Genomic DNA, 17,623 nt, shown 5'->3' on the forward strand with positions numbered 1-17,623 from the left:
TTACCTCTTACCGCTTATTTTGTTCAGGTTTTAGTTCTTTCGTTATATCATTAACTTCATTCATTTTAGTCGTTTGATTATCTCCAAAATGCTCTTTTACTACAAGACTTGCCGCCGGCGTATAATCCCACACCCCTCCATTAATTATAAACTCCTTTCTTTTCTGAACATCGTATACTCCTTCTTTTCTTATACTTCCATCTTGATTTAGTAAACAATAAGCAGTATGCAAAAAGTCGCATTCACCTTCAGGAGCCCAATCGCTCAATTCTCTGGCATTCGAGCAGAATACACTGAGTTTTATCTCTTCTATCCAAGTGTCCTGTGATTGCGCAAAAAAATCTACCATTGCGGTTGCGGTCGAAAATAAGTTGTTATGAGTATAAGCGTTTTTATATACTGGCTCAATTACTTTACTTCCTGCGCTGTCTATACTGACTCTTCCCGACATTCCTGAAACAAGATCCCCATCAGCCATTGCCTGCCCAACCTGAAGTGCGCCGAAAAAAAGGGTCATTCCAGGAGTTCCAAACCATGTCACAGCAATGGTTACCAACGACATCATTTTATTACGCCGCTCTTCAAAATAAGCATGAGAAATTAATTCCAAATAGACGGGAGTTTCCATCTTAATTCCTTTCACTCCCCCCACATCATCCAGCATCTTTTTATATGTCTCTAATGACCGGATTGCTTTTTTATAAGAATATCCCTCCTCATCTGTTCCTATCCCAATATAATCTAAATACTTTCTACGGTTTCGTAAAAGCCTGTCTTCACAGTTATTTTTAAATAGACTTGTCAGATTCCTGATTTTAATAACTAAATCATTGCAATAAGCGTAATATTCCTGCCCACTGCTCAGAAATGATAAGATTCCTCCGCCCCGGCACACCAGGTAGGAATCCATCGTGATTATCTGATGTCTTTCTGGTTTGAAGCTGCATACTTGATCATATAAACCATTTACCTCACTGATTCCTTCCTTCAGGGAACTCTTTAGTTTATTGAATTGAGCAGAATCATTTGGTGCTAAACTATGTGCTGCAACAACGTCTGTTTTTAGCGAAGTGAGCTCTGCTAAAATTGTTAATAAATGTTTTTTTATATGCTGAAGGTTTACATTCTGAACATAGAACATATCATCTTGCAGATTTTCGTGTATTAAATTTTTCGTTTTGATGATATTATCTAAAGTTTTTTTCACTTTCTGGCATTCATTAATTGCATCTCTATCTTTTTTTATTAATTTTTCATCCCGCGTAAAGGCTGGTGTATCCATTGTTTTCACTAGTAAAATTTCATCCGCTTTATTTGCTGTCTGCTTTTTAAATATTTTAATGCTCTTTTCGATAGAGTTAAAATCCATATTTAAGGACAAATCCATATAATTTTCTATCACAGATTTATCCTTAGCATTCATCCATCTGTCCAAAAGAGGCAACAGACAAGGAAGTCCTTCGCGCACACCTTTACTATAGTCCAGATAAGCCTGATAAAGAATTGTCCCTTCCTGTTTCCATGCCTGTAAAAAAACCAGCATTGCCTCATAATGAGGAGAAGAACAGGTCTTGAATCTCGGAATATTTTCTACCGGCACACAGGTCTGGTCATGAGCACATAAATGTCCATTTTCAAGGAACCCATGTCCGCACGGTATTCTCAGATATACATACGATGTATCTTTTATCATAGGATTTTGGGCATAAGAACACATAACCTTTGCTCCATCAACTATAACTTTTGTTTTGTCCTCAACAATTTCATGTCCGCCACTACATTTCATAGTGTTTCCTCCTATCTATGCTCTACATTCCTTCCCATCTCATGAATTCCATCCTTTACTAACAGCATATTACGATTTTGCTGTAAGCTCACTCCTTCTTTTGCGTGAATGGAAATTTTACTGCCGCTTCTGATATCAACAAATGCATCAGATTTTATACTTATCCCACTATTGCTGTTAATAAAAATTCCTTTTCGATCATTAAGACGAATTGATAACCCCTTATTATTTGTCAGGACTATTTCATCTGGCTCAAACCGGATTTCTTTTCCGTGTTTTGTTTTAAATGATTTATTATCCGGATCTTCTCTGGAAACATCATCTTCTCTATGAACTCCACTGATTACATAAGAATGCGCTTCAGCAGCATCGGGGAAATAAAGACGAATATCCTCTCCTGGCTCTGGCATGCAATACCATCCTGTCCCATCAGGTGCAGAATAAATCGTTGCATAATCATACCAAAATCCATTTCCCCAATCCTGATCCAAATCACACTGAAGGCTGACTCTCACCAATCCATTTTTCACTTCATTCACTTTACCAAAAATCGAAACTCCTCTGACATTATAGTTTTCAGGCTGGCAGGAAATTCGTTTATAAGTCTCCAGTTCCAGACTATACTGAAATATGGTCTCCCCTTTATCCAAAGTCATAATAACTCCATAAACACGCCAGTTTCTTTCTCCAATACGAACAACATCGCAAAGCTCTAAATATTCTCTTGATATTAGTATCTGTTCTTCTTTTACACTGCCCATATCAGCAACCTGCCGTATCTGAATATCAGTATAGGATACTTCTTTAAGTTTCTTTCTTTCTGGCATTCCAAAATAAAAACATGGAAATGTATTATTACAATCTGCCACAATTACAGTGCCTAACTCTTTAGCAAGTCTCTTATAAAATATCCAATCACTTTCATTATACTGTACTACAATACGCCCCGGCTTCTCTGTCTTACCTGCCGTATAAATAATTCCTGTGCGTTGACTATTTTTAAGAGTTTCATCTACTATATTCCTATATGTCTGATTCATTCCCTGAAATGTCCGAATCCATGACCTGCCATCCAAAAGAGCTGTAAGAGATACTGCACAGACTGTAAGAACTTGTGTATCTCCGTCATACCTGATCGTAACATTGGTTCTCATTCCCTGAAACAAGAGAACTTCCGTATTATCTTCCATAACAGCAGAAATAGATATATTTGCGTTTTGTCCATTCTTCAATACTTTATCAGCTTCTTCTTCTGATACATATCCTGTTATTGAAGCAGTAAAGTGGTCATTTATATTTTTACCGATATTACAACTTAACAGTGTTTTAAAATTTACAGGTTTTACTTTCAATCCCACAACCTTCATATTCTTTATCCCCTTTCGTTAAGATCCATAACCTCATCAATAGTTTCCAGACATTTAGTAAATAAATACTGCCAGCCCTCTCTTTCAGAAAATGGGCAATTAAACATTCCTAATACAGGTTTTTTATCTGATAAATACAAAAACAGGTAGTTATACAGAGCACCATCCATAGCATAGCTCTTAAAGTCCATCCATGGAACCGATTTATCCTTCACCTCTATCTGCTTCCGATGAAAAACCAGTACTGAAGGATTCATATTCAGTATAGCTGTCTGAAGATTTACCAATAAATCAGGCAGCTGTTCCCACGAAGCTGGTTGTTCAAATTTACTGAAGGTAAAGTTTACCATTCCGGACTCATTGCTAATAATTACCTGTGGTCTGAATTCTGATGGATATTTCCCTCTGATTTTTTCAACCGGCATCTGAAGGAATCCATCCGGAAGTAAAATATGCAAAGTTTCTCCGAATAATAATGATTCACTAAATTTATAAAGCTGCTCTCCTATATAGATCCCTTTCTCAGTATTATTGTAATGTTTCTTTTTTTCTTTTATCCTTAAAGCAGCTATCTTCTCATCTTCATATTGCATTTTCATACCTCCTGACAGCCAGTGGACTAAATTTGTTTATTTCACGCTCCCGGCCCAACAGTCTTAGTTTCCTTATCCGCCATCTTCTCTTCTACTGAATTTTCTGCCTCTGACTGCGCTTTCTGATTTTTCTCCTCTTTAAGCACTGCTTCCCGGCTTTCCTTCTCCGCCTTATCCTGATCCATCGCAGTCTCCAGGATCTCAATCAGTCCGTCTACTTCCTCTACCTTATCATCCAGTTTCAATTCTTTATAGATACTCTTTGCAAAAAGATATTGTTTCTTTGCCTCCAGCCGGTTTCCAGCAGTCTCTTCCTCACGTCCGGCGTCCACATATTCCTGTGCCTGAGCCTTTTTCTGCTCATTTTCTTCTGCCTTGCTGTCACTGGAAGCGATCTTCACCTGAATTAGTTCACCATGAACATCATCTTTCAACTGCTGATATTTCTCCAATGCCATAGCATAGTAAGCTTTTGCCCCCTGGTAATCCCCTTCGGCAAATGCCTTATCACCTTCCGCAGCGAGCTGTGCCGCTCCTGTTTCATCTGATGCCTTTTCCTTTGCCTGTTTTGTGTCTGCTTCCTCAGCCTTGTCCCGTTTGGTATATACTGCCTCCAGGGCATCCATGGCGTCCTTTCGCCCTTTCTCGAAATAAGACCTGGTAGCCAGACTCTTAGCCTGTAAATACTTTTCTTCTGCCCTGTTGTAATCTCCCTGGGAAACAAGTGTATCTCCTAATTGAATATAATCAAATACTGATAAATAATCTGTAATTCTTCCCAATTGCTTGTCTATGTACTTATCTGCAATTCTGTCCGCATACCTGGATCGCTCTTTAGCCTTTATATAAGCTGCCTGTGCGTCCTCGTATTTTTCACCGCTGTATGCGTCTTCCGCAGTGTTAATTGCTTCAATCAGCTTCTGATAATCAGAAAATTCTTGAAGCTGTTTCTTGTCCCGAAGCTTTTCTGCCAGTTTAACTGCCTCTTTACACTCTTCTTCCGCTTTTACAAAATTATTATCCTGAATATATTCAATGGTATTTGTATATCTGCGCTCCATGTCCTCTTTATATCTTTGCTTCACATAATGAAACAGCCATATTGCCAGACTGATCACCAAAATAATAACAATGGATACAATTGTGATAATAATAATCTTTTTTGTACGCTTCTTTTTATCAGGATCTAAAAAAACCTTATCTATAAAAATGGCAGCAAATGTATAGTTATCCAGATTCCCCGGCTGTCTGGACAACAAAAGGTCCTCTACATTATCCAGACACTCCTGTGGTTCCCCTTTCGCTTCAGAGAATACATCATCTAATTCACCGCTGTCTATATTTTCCCAAATTCCTCTTGTGTAGAATGCCAGGATATCACCGTTAATTAACTTTCTCTTTTTTGATACAAATGGCTTTAATCCTTTTCCTTTTCCTAAATAGGAATATAAGTTGTTCCGCTCTTCATGGCGGGATAGTACATCTTCCGTAAGTTTCTTTTCCTTAACCAGCTCTGTACCCAGAGACATGTCCTGAGTGGATTCAAGCACAGAACCATCCCGGTAAAGGCGCAGTCTGGTGTTGCCCACATGTCCATAACGTACTTTCGCATAGTCTGTCACAATTACAGTAACAGAAGCTTTTAGACGCTCCCGGCTGTCTGCCGTAAAGAGCGCCTGATTTGCTTCTTCTAAGTAGGATAGAACTGCCCGTTTTGTCATAGACGGGTGTGTCTGAAAAGCCAGGATAATACTCTGTGTTGCCAGCCTGGCACTCTCGGCATCAGGCAGATCATTCAATCCATCCGCTATCACATAACAGGCAAACTGTTCCAATTCTACAAAAGCAAAATAATCATTATTTTTCAGTTCTGCCCCAGCCTCTGATATAAATGCCGTCTTGAATGTACTGTTTTGTTTTCTCATCCCATAGTCTCCTTCTGGTCAATTCTTTGTCAGCGAATCTGCAGCACTACAACAGCTGCATTATCCTTATCTTCTTCCTGACTTTTATTTACCAGCTCAATTATTTTATAAGCGATTTCCTGGCAGCTTCCTCCCTGCTCCAGACACTCTTCTATATCTTTCCATCTGGCTGTTTCATATAGACCATCTGTCATAAGAAGTACATATTCACCACCGTAAAGTGTAATAGGCGTATCAAAAAATTCTACGTCCCGAAATCCATCCTGCCCCACATAGTTATACAGCCTGTGATGATCCAGAAGGCTGACCGCTTCCTGTCTTGTCAGCTTCCCTTCCCCATATTTCTGCTTCGCCAGAACATCAATCGTATGTCCCGATGTTACTGGTACCAGCTCCCGGTTCCGGTAAACCGCAGCTTTTACATTGCCGACAGACGCATAGTAGAGCTTGCGGTCCTTTATCATGACTGCTGCTGCAGAAGCACAGCCCTGATTCTCTTCTAATTGATTTAATATTTCGCGATTAGCCCCATGAAATGCCTTGCGAAAGGAATACTGAGGATTATAAAAAGCATTTTTATCCTCAAACATGTCCAAGAACACCTGAACAGTTGTCCGTGCGGCTATCTTACCGCCAAAATGTTTTCCCATACCGTCTGCAAGAACTGCCATGGACCCTTCCGATGTCTCGGTTATTCCATATTCATCCTCCTGCACTTCCCGGTCACCAATCGTTTTGGACGCTCCGCTTTCACAGCTTAAGCGCCTTCTTACGGAACTGCTCCGGAAACTAATGACTTCCAGTCTGACCCGCAGGATCAGGAGAATCCCTCCTGCAAGCCCCAAAAAAAGAATAATTGATTCGGGAATTGTCATGATTCCCCTCCATTCTGTTATTTTCATATTCAGAAATCTTTTTTGTCTGCCCTACTGCTTTGATTCCGAACTGCCTTCTTTATCTTCCCACATGAAATTTTCTCCGCAGAATGGCTGGAATGCAAACTTACTCTCTCCCATCTCAATTACGTCGTAAGCGCTAAGTACTGTAGGGGTATAAACCGCTGCATCATTATGATATACAAGACCATTACTGTCGCCGGGAAGCAATACCGTTTCCTTTTTTTTCGGATCAAAGACAATGACACCGTGATTACGGCGGGAAATTTTGTTATCTCCCAACACCTGAATATCCATGTCATCTGCCCGGCCAACAAAATTTTTACCTGATTTTATCTTATAATCCTTTCCCTGTCTTGGTCCGGAGATGCAGACCAGCCACCCACATACAGGAGATGTTTCCTGAGCGAATAACAGCTCCTCTAATTCTTCCTCATTCTTTCCACCGGTCTCTTTTTTCTCCTTTGTTGCTGTCTCAATGTTGCAATAAGGACATACCGTTCCATATCTTCTTGATGAAAATAAATGCCCGTTCTGGCACCGAATTAAATTACCACTCATATTAATTAGCTCCTTCTCTTCTTTATATATTATTTAACTAAAAAAACCAGCCGAACCTAAAATCGATTCGCCCATTGTTATCTTAAAAGCAGTCTGTTTAACCCTACATACAAATGGTCACCTTTTTCAATCCGGCAGGGAGTATCTGCAGAAAGCTTATAAACTCTGCCGTCTTCTGCCTTTTTTACGCTGATTCCATTAGAGCTGCCAAGATCTTCCACATACCAGTTGCCTGTGGAATAATTTAATACTGCATGTTCGATATCCACCATACTGGCATAAGAACTACTACCCAGATCAATATCCACCTGATTTTCTCTTACGTCACGTCCGATAACCATAGCCATCTTTCCATACATGTCCCATGCCATAAGCTCCGTATCTTCTTCGCTGAGCAGCACAATTTCTGTTATCAATTCCGCGTCTGTAGGCAGACCTAGTTTTAAACGTCCCACCGCCTGCTTCTTTTCTTCCGTGTTTCTTACAGCAAGAATCAAAAATACGATTAATAAAAGGGCCGCTGTTGCCATAATGATTCCTCTGCCTCGTACCTGATCCGAATAGAAAAAAACAATTCCAATGACTGCTATACAAACAGCGGCAATCACTAAATCAATTCCCCGCTTTTTCATTCTTCCATATCCTCCCATTCTATTTTTTAATACCCATATATCTCTCAAACATTTCCGTCGCATCCAGCGGATTTGTTCTTTTTTTCTTATTTGGATTCATCTTATCTTCATCAACCTTCCCATTCTTTGGATTAAAACCAAAGAATTGTGCAAACTGTTCTTCCATATTGGAAAAATTGATGTCAGCAGGAGATCCGGTATTTTTACGAGAAGCTTTGTTTGTTTTCCCTGATTTTTCTTCCTGAAAATCTTTTTCAAGGGTTTTGTCATAAGCTTTTCGTTTTTCCTGATCTTGCAGGGTGGCATAAGCCTCCGACACTTCAATAAACCGTTCCTCTGCTTCTTTATTACCCGGATTGGCATCCGGATGATACTTTTTTGACAATTTTCTATATGCTTTCTTTATCTCATCCTCTGACGCAGACTGGGAGACTCCCAGCACACTGTAAAAATCTTTCATCTGCTCCGCCTTGTCTCCCGGCACAGACAATGTGTGCCGTGGGGTGTTTTCTCTTTTTTTAACTTCCCTCTTTATCTGGAAAAAGGGCGCGCCCGGATTTCTCCGGACACACCCTGCTCTCCTGCTTATGCGGCCGGATAGCCACCTTCTACTGTAACTAAGCCTAACTTATCTTTCTTCTGCTTAATCGTTAATGTGAATGTTCCTGTACCTTCCACATCTCCGAATTCTTCCTTATAATCAATGATAAAGGAATTGGGGAAATAATACTTTCTTTCCATGATTCCAGCTGCTACATGCTCGATGGTTACCTTACGGTAGCAGTCTGCTTTCTCTGCCGGAACGGCTGACCATAAAGCCAGCTTTCTGGTGCTGTCAAAGGGATCTCCGTCAACTGCGGTTAAGATCCTTCCGGTGATAACCAGGGTGCTTCCCACATCCTTGGTTCTTGCGTTGGAATCCAGCGGAATATCTGTGGTAAATTTTACGCTGCGAACGCATTCTTTAGCAATATCAAAGCTTTCCATTCCTTCTACTGTTACTCTGTATGACATGTCTTAAATCCTCCTTTCATTCCTCCGTTATTCGCCGCCGAAGCCGCCTTCAATCTTGGTAACTGCGTTCTCATCCTTCTTCTGTTTCATGTGAATATAGAAGGTTCCTACGCCGCTTTCATCATCAACTTCCTCGCTGTACTCCATAACAAATGCATTTGGAAGGGTGAACTGGCGTACTACCTGGCTTGCAGATACAACTGTAATCTCTGCACTGCGATAGCAGTCTGCCTTCTCAGATGGTACCTGGGCCCACTGGGCAAGTCCTAAAGTCGGATCATTTCCTTCTCCTCCCAGCTTGTACAGCATCTTTCCCCATACTTTAACTGTAAGGCCAAAATCTGTTGCTCTTGCATTAGAGTCTGCTGAGGAAATGGAGTCAAAATCTACTTTTGTAATACTCCGCTCGTCAAAAACGATATCCTCTGGTCCTCCGGTGATTTTCATACGAAATCCCATGCTTACTTCCTCCTTTTCTTTTGAAAAAATATATGCTCAAAGGTTTTTATGCCTTATTCGCCGATAATCGGTTGATCTCTACTTCTAAGTTCTTCACATTACCGTTAAAAGTAATGTCTAACGTACAGTAGCCTGTTTCTTCATTAATGTTGCAGCTGATGTCATCTCCTGCTCCCAGAACTCCGTTAAGATATTCTCGTCTGGACAGCCACTGACTCTTCTGGCTGTTAGGATTATTGGAAAAGAACTGGACAATGGAATCTTCTTTAAAGTCTCCTGTTCCGTGCCGCATAACCCGTTCGATATATGTAGTTACCTGTGTTTTATAGATAGGTTCAAACATGGAACCATCAGACATTAAGTTCCTTGCTTTATAAACCATTATTTTTGTTATGTTACTTCCTTTGTAAGAAGCATTTTCTGAACTGAAAATGAATCCAAAGTTTTTCCGGTTGATATCATTTTTAATGGAATTTGTAAACCCGGTAATTTCCTTCGCCATAGTGGTACATGCGATCAGGGAATGGTCATCTGCCTCGATATCAAATCTCACTCCCGGCAGTTCCATATCTAATCTGACACCAGGTCCGAATTTTGATTTTAAATATTCCGGACACTGGCAGGCAGACACAATTCCTGCGGCTACATAAGCAGCACCTACATAGACACCATCAATCCAAAGCTTCATAATATCTTCTTTTTCTTTGGAAAGCTCTGCTGTCTGATTTTCACCCACAACCATGCGGCTGTCTAAAACAACCCCTGATTTGTCCTTAGGAATGATTGTGTAGTTTGGCAGACACGGGATAGCAAATTCACTGAATTCTTTCCCCATAAGTGTAGCGCAGCGGTCCTCATATCTTGTAATTCCTTCCGTTGCCAAAGCATTAAAGGTGGTGCTGTCATCTGCCTCATAGGAGAAAAAGCACTGAACTTTGTAATCTTTGAAAACATCCAGCAGACGGATTAATGATTCCACACTGTTAGTATCATTCTTTTCAGCCTTGGAATTTCCTTTAAAACGTTCTCTGGTCAGCTTCATCTTACTGTTCTGATCCAGGGATACGTTGGGTACTACTGCATACCAGACTGTGTTAGTAAAGTCATTCTTTGCATTCACTGTTGTTAAATAGGTAATCAGTCTCGGAATATTGCTGCTCTTTGCCAGCATCTCATTGGATACGTTGGTCACAAGCATGGAAGGACGCATTCCTTTCAACTTTTTGGGATACTGTTCAAAATAACACCAGATTCCAAGAAGTCTTTCAATGAGGGGTTTTACAGTTTTGATAAAGGCGTCTTTTGATTCCTTATAGAATTCCAAATAGGAATTATAATTGGAAACTTCTGTTGCTATATCAATACTGCTCTCCATGGTAGAGGACAGCGGACAGAAGGTTCTTGCAACAAGTGCTCCAACATAGTCATTGCTCTCCTCATTTAATGCCTGGTAATCATCCTTTAACGCTTCGATCAGCCCGGTATTTACATTATCATCAATCGTGGTCAAAGCTGTTGTTTCAACTTTGGGAGCCTCTAACACCCGAAGTTCTCCCTGATCACCCATGCTTAATACACCTAACGCAAGAGGGGTATTGTCCTTTTTATCTCCTCCGTCTCCTAACAGGAGTCTGGTTTTGATGTCTTCAATTGCCAGGGGGAGGAGCGCCATGACGTTGTTATAATTGGCGCTTGCCTCCTCAAACATAACATTTAACTTGTCGCCTAAATCTCTCTTCTTAGGATCCTCTTCATCCAGCTTTGCGTATTCCCCATATGTATATTGCAGTTCTTTTCGGTTCTGCTTGATTGCATCCATGACCTTCTTGGGAGATATCATATCTGTAAGCTTCTCAAATTTGAAATCTACATTAATTGTTCCCTCAGAGCGTTTTGTCTCCACCATAGACATGAGCATTCCCATAAATTCATTCTGGCGGTTTAACGGTATTTCTGTAAGCATCTCATCAGGTACCTGTTCTGGTTTATCCAGCTGATAGGCAACTCTCTGATTATTTGCGTTATAGTAGCAATAGACTGTCGGTGCAAATTTTTCCAAAAGTTCATCGAAACTGCGGACCATTAAGTGATCGTTGATTTCCTTAATTTTGTCGTCTGACAGACTTTCCACTCCCCTGACATCTCCAACAAGGGTTAACAAATCCAGTTTTTCCGGATTAATGACCTCCATTAACAGAGTCCGGTTGGTCTGTTTTATTACATTTCCCATATTGCTTATTCCTCCTTTGTTATCTATCTGAAAGGATGTTGCTATGATTTCCTCTCACTTGGTTTTAGGTTTTTATAATGAATTTCCATCTCTGTGGATTCATCTTCAAATGTAATTGTAATTTTTTCGTTGTAAAATACCGGATACCCCATACCCTTCTTTAAAATCTCCATACCACGCAGTACGGTACACCGTTCTGACTGGTCCATAATTATCACTGAATGGTCGGGTCCTGGGTAAATAATAATGTCTTCTTCTCCTATCCGGCCCAGTTTTATTTTGCAGGAAGTTAATATCTGTCCCAGTGTCATACGTCCACTGTTTCTTCCAAATAACTGGTAGGTTTGAGGAGGTACGTCACGTCCATCTGCGGTTCTCACAACATATATACTGAACTTTCCAGAATAACTGCAGGCTTTTGTCTTCATCTTAACCGGTTCCTTCATAGATGGTGACTGAGACACATAAATCACTGCCGAATTCTTTTTCTTATACCACCAAAGAAGGATTACGACTATCACCAGTACAAGAGATCCCAAAATCGCCCACAGCGGTCGATAATCCGGTTCAGGTTCCGGTACTGGATCCGGTGGAGGAGCGAGTTTTTCCGTCACTGGTTGAGTAACAAAATACCTTTCAGAAAAGATACTGGAATCAATCTCAACAGATAACTCGTCAATTCCATCTATGGAAAGAGAATAAGGTATGACACCTCCACTTATAGTTCCAGATTTCCAGACGCCATTCACACAGAATGGTACCGACTGTCCTTCATAATAAGGCGTGTTCCAAAGATTATCGTTTTTTCCTCCGATATCTTTAAGAGATATTTTCAGGTCTGCAAAGTGATTATAGACCGGGGGGACTTTTGATTTGCTTTTTTCTCCTTCTGCAGCAGGTGTAACTTCTTCTCTGCGGTAACTGATATTGATTACTGGTTCGGCAGTATATTCCACCATCATATATGCTTCCACTCCAGTAAGTTCCGGTGTCTGAAAACGAACATCAACAGCGTCAGACGCGGGTCTGGTCATCTCTATCACTGCAAAATTACGTCCGCTTGAGATATGACCTTCTTCTGCAGTATAATCCGCTGTCACATTCTGAATTCCCTGCACTGAGGTCAGTACTACTTTTACATGCTCTGCTCCAGGAGAAGGAATTTCAACATGAAGGCTTCCTCCATTTCCGTCTGTCACTCCTACCGACCTTTTAGGAAGATTCATTCGATCATAAAGAATGCGATTCATGATCTGTACCAGATTTCCCGACTGCCCCTGCCAGTAGATAGCACCATCTGTCATTTCCGCTCCGTCGAAGATATGCATCTGAGGATCATTTAATTCACTGCCTACAGCAACGATATAAATTTTTATTCCCGCTTCCTTTGCCTTCTTAATGGTCTCTGAATACAAATTCCGCGAGGATTCCTTTGCCTGTCGGTCTGGCATATCAATCTCTCCATCAGTTACCATGACTATACTGCGTTCTACGTTCTCCTCAGTGGAAAACAGTTCTACAGCCTGACTCAGACCTTCCCCTGCATTGGTATAGCCCTTATAAATAATAGAGGAAAGCTGTTCACCCATGGGATCCGCCCCGGAACTCAAGGGAATAACCGATTGAATTCCTGTATTATAGGCCACAAATCCAGTTTTGTAATTTGACGGAATACTACAGCCTGCCTGCCGTATGGCATCAATGGCAAGTCTGCTTTTATCATTGGCATTCATAGAACCGCTGGTATCCAGCAGGAATACTACTTCACCATTCCTTACATGAAACTCATGGTTCTCTTCTGCTGCCTGAGTTACTATTCTTACTGGTAATAACAGTATGATCACTCCGAGGAACAGAAAAATCCTTTTTATACTCTTCATCTCACCCCTCCTGACAAAGATCTGGTAAAAATTTTAAATGTCCATATCTTTGCCTTATTTTTGTCAGTTACATTATAATACAAAAATCAGCAAAAAAACCGTTCATGTAATATTTAGCACGCTACATGTAATTTTTGGTAAAATATCGTCGAATTTTTTACTTTATAGATTTTTTTCTTTTCATCAGTTGAACGGCAAAACCAGACTATCTATATCCTGATTTTTAAGGAAATCTAAAGGAATTATACCAGCGTAATTACTGTTGAGGCCAAGCAGTGAGGAAAGATCACCGCCAAGCTCACGGACATACCATTTATCGCCATATTTTACCGTATCAATACAGCTTAAATACCTGGCACCATCAAACTCGAACACAACTGCGATACTTTCCGTATTATCCGCACCATAATCTTTCATTCTTTGATATCTTAAATTCTGAAATTCATCAGAACCATAGAATTCTGAGATCCGTTCAGGAAGGATATACCCCAGAACTTTTATGGTATTTAGATTCAGGCGATATGGCATCTCCAATAAGATTGAAGAAACTTCCAATTCCCTCGATTGAGCCAGATCACTTATATCCTTTCCCGAATAACTGCCTAGTGCTGCATATTGTTGTAAAATATTCCACTTAATTTTCTTTTTTCTTCTTTGAATATTTAAATATCTGGTTAAGCCATTTACTACCGGAAGATCAAACTCCTGCTGCATAAAAATATATGCCCCGGTACTTTCTAACCTGGTCTGTATATCAAAATGGTCCACATAACTCTCTACTGCAAACGCACCAATCATCTTGTCCTGTTCATTGGCTGCAAGACTTTCTAAATAGCTTTTAGCTGCCATTTGAGACGAATCAAAGCCTCCTGCCTCAATGTTGGCAACTGCAGATTTTTCCCCTCCCCGCACGGCTTCCGTCTCTAATAAATTTTTTGATAAATCAGGTAACAACTGTTTCAGACTCTTCTCATCCTCTGTATCTAACAAAATACTTCCTACCGCTTCCCTGTCTATTCCTAACATATTGGCAAATATTCCGCCCATCTGGTGATTAAACCATCGTCCATCCTTTCTTATTACATCAAAAATAAGTAAATACTTCATGTCACCCACCTCAACAGCGGCGACACAGCTTACCATCTTATCCCCACCATACCGCTGCGCAGCTTTGATTAAATTTTCCTGATGTTTCTGACTTGCATATACCTCTTCTAAAGATTCCGGAGCAACAAACCCCATCAACTTCATTGAACCAAAATCCGCTGTCTTAATAGAACTATCTAATTTTTCCACAAATGCTTCTGCATCTGCCTTATTATTAAAAATCACAGAGTCTTCTACTTCCAAATCAAGCCCGCAGAGAATTGTATATTGCCGCATAATATCATCAGTATTTGCATCTTCTGAAAAGGTATCTGTCATACGCTTCAAATCGTTATCCCTAAGGCCTTCTAAATAAGCTTTCACTGCACTCTCCGGTGAATCAAATCCTGCCGGCTCCGTTACCTGGGACACATTTAAGGCCCTGTCACGTTTTGAAAGTATTGGCTGAATTTCAGAAATAGCTTTCTTGCCCTCTTCAATTGCAGACCTCTCATTTACAGAACAGGCAGAAACTGCGGCAGTCACCAGTATTGCTGCCACAATTGGCAAAGCAAATTTATTTTTCTTAATCATATAGATTCCCCTCCCAATTATTCAAAGCAAAGCATCATTTTGTTACATTATAATACATATTTTTACATATTTTTTCATCATGTAACATTTAGCAGCCTACATGTAATTTTTGGTAATTATAAAAAAGAAAAGCAGCTTTTTAGCTGCTCATCCAAAGTACCACTATTAATTTATATTTTAAATATCCGTTCAATTCCCCCAATGGTCTCATGCGTCCAGCTTTCCATCCCCCATAAACAATAACGCCGCACATATCCTTACCATATAAGGAACCATCCATTTGTTAAAAACTAAATACCCAGGTGTTGACGCGGTCATCTGCCTGAAAAATCCATAGGCATTCATATCGGACATAAAGATTTGATAATCCTGCCATAAATATGGTAACTATTTTAATCACCATTGTCATTATGATAGCGGCCAGATATGATTCAATATAGATGGAAAACAGGTTCTGAAATATGTAAATTATTATGTTCTCCAAAATGATTCCAATAATCAGATACAAATGCAGAGCCTTTTTATATCCCGCCCATTCACTGCTTCTCTTCGATCTCCAATCTGATAAAATGAATAACAGTAAGATTACTTCCCCATATGTAACTGCTAATTCAAAAAGAGACTGAATCATATAGTGAACATAAGCAGGAAGCGGCGAAAATAATATAATTACATCCATAAACCATCGGCTTAAAAACCTGTAACTTCCTTCCAGCCATACGAGAACACCCACCACCATCATAATAAAATAATAGCTGGTTTTTTTAGTCATTCTCAAATCTGGCACCACCCCATGGTTTCAAACATAATTTCCTCCACTTCCTTTCGTCTGCTGCGGCTGACCGGGAGGCATGTCCCATCCATCAATTCCACAATGTCGTTGGAGAATCTGGCAATCTGATTGAAGCTGACCAGATAGGACTGGTGAATTCTGATAAATCGGAATTTACGGTCCTTTAACTCATTTTCAATCTCTTCCAGACTTTTGTATAATCTGTGACGGCCTTCTTCACATGCAATCTCAGTCAGGCGGAGCTTACTTTCAAAATATAACACTTTCTTTAAATATACCTGGCGTTCTGTTCTGCCGTATTTAAAACGGTAGTATAAATCTTTTGTTTCGATCAGATTCATAATATGACTGAAATTATTATTGAATTCAGGATCTCTTACAGGCTTAACCAGGTATCCGATGGGCGCTGAGCGAAAGGCCTGATTAATGTATCTCTGATGCGATGTCATAAAAACAATTTGCACCATACGGTCAAATTCACGGATCCGTTCTGCTGCCATCAGTCCATTCATGCGCTTCATCTCAATATCCATATAAATAATGTCGTAACGCTTTCCTAAATAAACAGCCCTGACAATTTCATCCCCATCACAGAAGGTCTCCACCTCCAGATCCATCTCTTTTTCAATCCCAATCCTGCGCAAACGCGTTTCTGCTTCCAACAGCAGCAGATGGTCATCATCACATACTCCAATTTTCAGCATGGCCTCTCCTCCTATTATCCAGCAATCTCCGAAATCAGTTTTCTACAGATTTGCTTCCTTATCAACTATTAACACTCTGCCAATTTTGTTTGTTAACGGTCTCAGCATATAACTATTTTCGACATTTTTCAACCCAAGTGCCAAAATTATACACGTTGAGTTCCAAAATTGACACTTTAAATGTGTTTTTTAGTTACATTTTTTATATTCAAACAATATTTTTTGATCTGTTTATAATCAAATATTTTACTTTTCTTGATTATAAAAACAGAAAACCGGGCAGGAGCCAGATAATTTTTCATCTGCCTCCTGCCCGGTTTTCATGTCTAGGCACCTGTGCCGGAATTGTTAATCACTTTATCAATAAATATAGAAACATACTCTTTGCAGAACTGGGTTCCTGCTCCCTTTTGCAGCTCACTGACCGCAATCTCTTTGGGCAGCGCATGACGGTAGCTCCGTTCACTGATCATGGCATCATAGGCATCGGCTATAGCGATGATTCTGGACTGTATGGGAATTTCCCCGCCCTTTAATCCTTTGGGATATCCGCTTCCATCCCAGTGTTCATGATGAGCAAGCACATAATCCGCCATTTCTGAAAGCTCATTGACTGTACTTAAGATACGGTATCCAATCTCGGGGTGCTTTTTCATCTCCCCCCATTCATTAACGTCAAGCTTTCCGTTTTTATTGAGAATGCCTTCCTCAATGGCCACCTTTCCGATATCATGAAGCAGCCCTACTGTTTTTAATTCCTTAATATCATCTTCCTGAAGCTCAAGGGCTTTTCCCATCTTTTCACACAGTTCGGATACACGCAAAGAATGCTGCTCCTCTCTGAAGTTCTTCTCATGAAGTGCTGCCATAATGGTATAAATGGTCTTCCCTCTCATACTGGGACTTTCCATCAGCTTTTTCCGATACATAAAATCTTCGGCTTTCTTTAATACTTCTGTGATGGTATCCTTACTGCTGCTTTTTATGCTGTATCCAAAGGAAATTGAAAGCATGATTTTATTCACAGTCTGAATTTTTACCATATTACCCATGGCAGAAATCATCTGTCTTATCTCCATCTCACTTGTACCTGGGGAAAAAAT

At 40.2% G+C, this 17,623-nt stretch carries 16 protein-coding genes; all 16 read right to left on the reverse strand.

The genetic code is table 11. The annotated features are described in order from the left end of the window. Nucleotides 1-7: 7 nt before the first annotated feature. The gene (locus RZO55_RS11995; RefSeq protein ID WP_336624291.1) at nt 8-1,786 is read right to left on the reverse strand and encodes a PAAR-like protein; all 1,779 of its coding nucleotides are present in this window, start codon (nt 1,784-1,786) and stop codon (nt 8-10) included. A gap of 11 nt (nt 1,787-1,797) precedes the next feature. Beyond that, the gene (locus tag RZO55_RS12000; protein WP_318064524.1) at nt 1,798-3,153 is read right to left on the reverse strand and encodes a contractile injection system protein, VgrG/Pvc8 family; all 1,356 of its coding nucleotides are present in this window, start codon (nt 3,151-3,153) and stop codon (nt 1,798-1,800) included. A gap of 5 nt (nt 3,154-3,158) precedes the next feature. Continuing rightward, a complete protein-coding gene (locus tag RZO55_RS12005) occupies nt 3,159-3,746 on the reverse strand; it encodes a hypothetical protein (protein ID WP_318064525.1) in 588 nt (195 codons plus the stop codon). 41 nt (nt 3,747-3,787) lie between these two features. Further along, nucleotides 3,788-5,671: a PP2C family protein-serine/threonine phosphatase gene (locus tag RZO55_RS12010; protein ID WP_318064526.1), complete on the reverse strand. Its 1,884-nt coding sequence runs from the start codon at nt 5,669-5,671 to the stop codon at nt 3,788-3,790. A 29-nt stretch (nt 5,672-5,700) separates the two neighbouring features. Next, the gene (locus tag RZO55_RS12015) at nt 5,701-6,546 is read right to left on the reverse strand and encodes a PP2C family protein-serine/threonine phosphatase (protein ID WP_318064527.1); all 846 of its coding nucleotides are present in this window, start codon (nt 6,544-6,546) and stop codon (nt 5,701-5,703) included. A 51-nt stretch (nt 6,547-6,597) separates the two neighbouring features. After that, nucleotides 6,598-7,128, reverse strand: a complete 531-nt coding sequence (locus tag RZO55_RS12020; protein WP_318064528.1) for an FHA domain-containing protein — start codon at nt 7,126-7,128, stop codon at nt 6,598-6,600. Between the two features lie 77 nt (nt 7,129-7,205). Next, on the reverse strand, nt 7,206-7,760 hold the full coding sequence (locus tag RZO55_RS12025) for an FHA domain-containing protein (RefSeq protein WP_318064529.1): 555 nt from the start codon (nt 7,758-7,760) through the stop codon (nt 7,206-7,208). Between the two features lie 19 nt (nt 7,761-7,779). Continuing rightward, nucleotides 7,780-8,220, reverse strand: a complete 441-nt coding sequence (locus RZO55_RS12030) for a DnaJ domain-containing protein (RefSeq protein WP_318064530.1) — start codon at nt 8,218-8,220, stop codon at nt 7,780-7,782. A 125-nt stretch (nt 8,221-8,345) separates the two neighbouring features. Then, on the reverse strand, nt 8,346-8,774 hold the full coding sequence (locus tag RZO55_RS12035) for a membrane-associated protease 1 (RefSeq protein WP_318064531.1): 429 nt from the start codon (nt 8,772-8,774) through the stop codon (nt 8,346-8,348). Between the two features lie 27 nt (nt 8,775-8,801). After that, nucleotides 8,802-9,233 carry a hypothetical protein gene (locus RZO55_RS12040; RefSeq protein WP_318064532.1) on the reverse strand — a complete coding sequence of 144 codons (432 nt, stop codon included), beginning with the start codon at nt 9,231-9,233 and terminating at the stop codon, nt 8,802-8,804. A gap of 46 nt (nt 9,234-9,279) precedes the next feature. Next, nucleotides 9,280-11,463 carry a transcriptional regulator gene (locus tag RZO55_RS12045; protein ID WP_318064533.1) on the reverse strand — a complete coding sequence of 728 codons (2,184 nt, stop codon included), beginning with the start codon at nt 11,461-11,463 and terminating at the stop codon, nt 9,280-9,282. A 41-nt stretch (nt 11,464-11,504) separates the two neighbouring features. Then, entirely contained in the window at nt 11,505-13,343 is a 1,839-nt protein-coding gene (locus RZO55_RS12050; protein ID WP_318064534.1) for a vWA domain-containing protein, read from the reverse strand. Nucleotides 13,344-13,526: 183 nt separating this feature from the next. Continuing rightward, on the reverse strand, nt 13,527-15,023 hold the full coding sequence (locus RZO55_RS12055; protein ID WP_318064535.1) for a hypothetical protein: 1,497 nt from the start codon (nt 15,021-15,023) through the stop codon (nt 13,527-13,529). A gap of 283 nt (nt 15,024-15,306) precedes the next feature. Beyond that, nucleotides 15,307-15,801: a hypothetical protein gene (locus RZO55_RS12060; RefSeq protein ID WP_318064536.1), complete on the reverse strand. Its 495-nt coding sequence runs from the start codon at nt 15,799-15,801 to the stop codon at nt 15,307-15,309. After that, complete coding sequence (locus tag RZO55_RS12065) at nt 15,798-16,520, reverse strand: LytR/AlgR family response regulator transcription factor (protein WP_318064537.1); 723 nt, start codon at nt 16,518-16,520, stop codon at nt 15,798-15,800. The genes RZO55_RS12060 and RZO55_RS12065 overlap by 4 nt, the downstream gene beginning before the upstream one ends. 326 nt (nt 16,521-16,846) lie before the next feature. Then, a partial coding sequence (locus tag RZO55_RS12070) for an HD-GYP domain-containing protein (RefSeq protein WP_318064538.1) occupies nt 16,847-17,623 on the reverse strand: 777 nt, incomplete at its 5' end.

It is taken from the genome of Clostridium boliviensis, from assembly GCF_033342255.1.
In the GTDB taxonomy this organism is placed as follows: domain Bacteria; phylum Bacillota; class Clostridia; order Lachnospirales; family Lachnospiraceae; genus Lacrimispora; species Lacrimispora boliviensis.

Bases quoted from the DNA above. Each gene is read 5' to 3' on its own strand.
- RZO55_RS12055 (WP_318064535.1), bottom strand. From the start codon at position 15,023: ATGATTAAGAAAAATAAATTTGCTTTGCCAATTGTGGCAGCAATACTG.
- RZO55_RS12010 (WP_318064526.1), bottom strand. From the start codon at position 5,671: ATGAGAAAACAAAACAGTACATTCAAGACGGCATTTATATCAGAGGCT.
- RZO55_RS12050 (WP_318064534.1), bottom strand. From the start codon at position 13,343: ATGAAGAGTATAAAAAGGATTTTTCTGTTCCTCGGAGTGATCATACTG.
- RZO55_RS12035 (WP_318064531.1), bottom strand. From the start codon at position 8,774: ATGTCATACAGAGTAACAGTAGAAGGAATGGAAAGCTTTGATATTGCT.
- RZO55_RS12065 (WP_318064537.1), bottom strand. From the start codon at position 16,520: ATGCTGAAAATTGGAGTATGTGATGATGACCATCTGCTGCTGTTGGAA.
- RZO55_RS12040 (WP_318064532.1), bottom strand. From the start codon at position 9,233: ATGGGATTTCGTATGAAAATCACCGGAGGACCAGAGGATATCGTTTTT.
- RZO55_RS11995 (WP_336624291.1), bottom strand. From the start codon at position 1,786: ATGAAATGTAGTGGCGGACATGAAATTGTTGAGGACAAAACAAAAGTT.
- RZO55_RS12000 (WP_318064524.1), bottom strand. From the start codon at position 3,153: ATGAAGGTTGTGGGATTGAAAGTAAAACCTGTAAATTTTAAAACACTG.
- RZO55_RS12015 (WP_318064527.1), bottom strand. From the start codon at position 6,546: ATGACAATTCCCGAATCAATTATTCTTTTTTTGGGGCTTGCAGGAGGG.
- RZO55_RS12005 (WP_318064525.1), bottom strand. From the start codon at position 3,746: ATGCAATATGAAGATGAGAAGATAGCTGCTTTAAGGATAAAAGAAAAA.
- RZO55_RS12030 (WP_318064530.1), bottom strand. From the start codon at position 8,220: ATGAAAGATTTTTACAGTGTGCTGGGAGTCTCCCAGTCTGCGTCAGAG.
- RZO55_RS12045 (WP_318064533.1), bottom strand. From the start codon at position 11,463: ATGGGAAATGTAATAAAACAGACCAACCGGACTCTGTTAATGGAGGTC.
- RZO55_RS12020 (WP_318064528.1), bottom strand. From the start codon at position 7,128: ATGAGTGGTAATTTAATTCGGTGCCAGAACGGGCATTTATTTTCATCA.
- RZO55_RS12025 (WP_318064529.1), bottom strand. From the start codon at position 7,760: ATGAAAAAGCGGGGAATTGATTTAGTGATTGCCGCTGTTTGTATAGCA.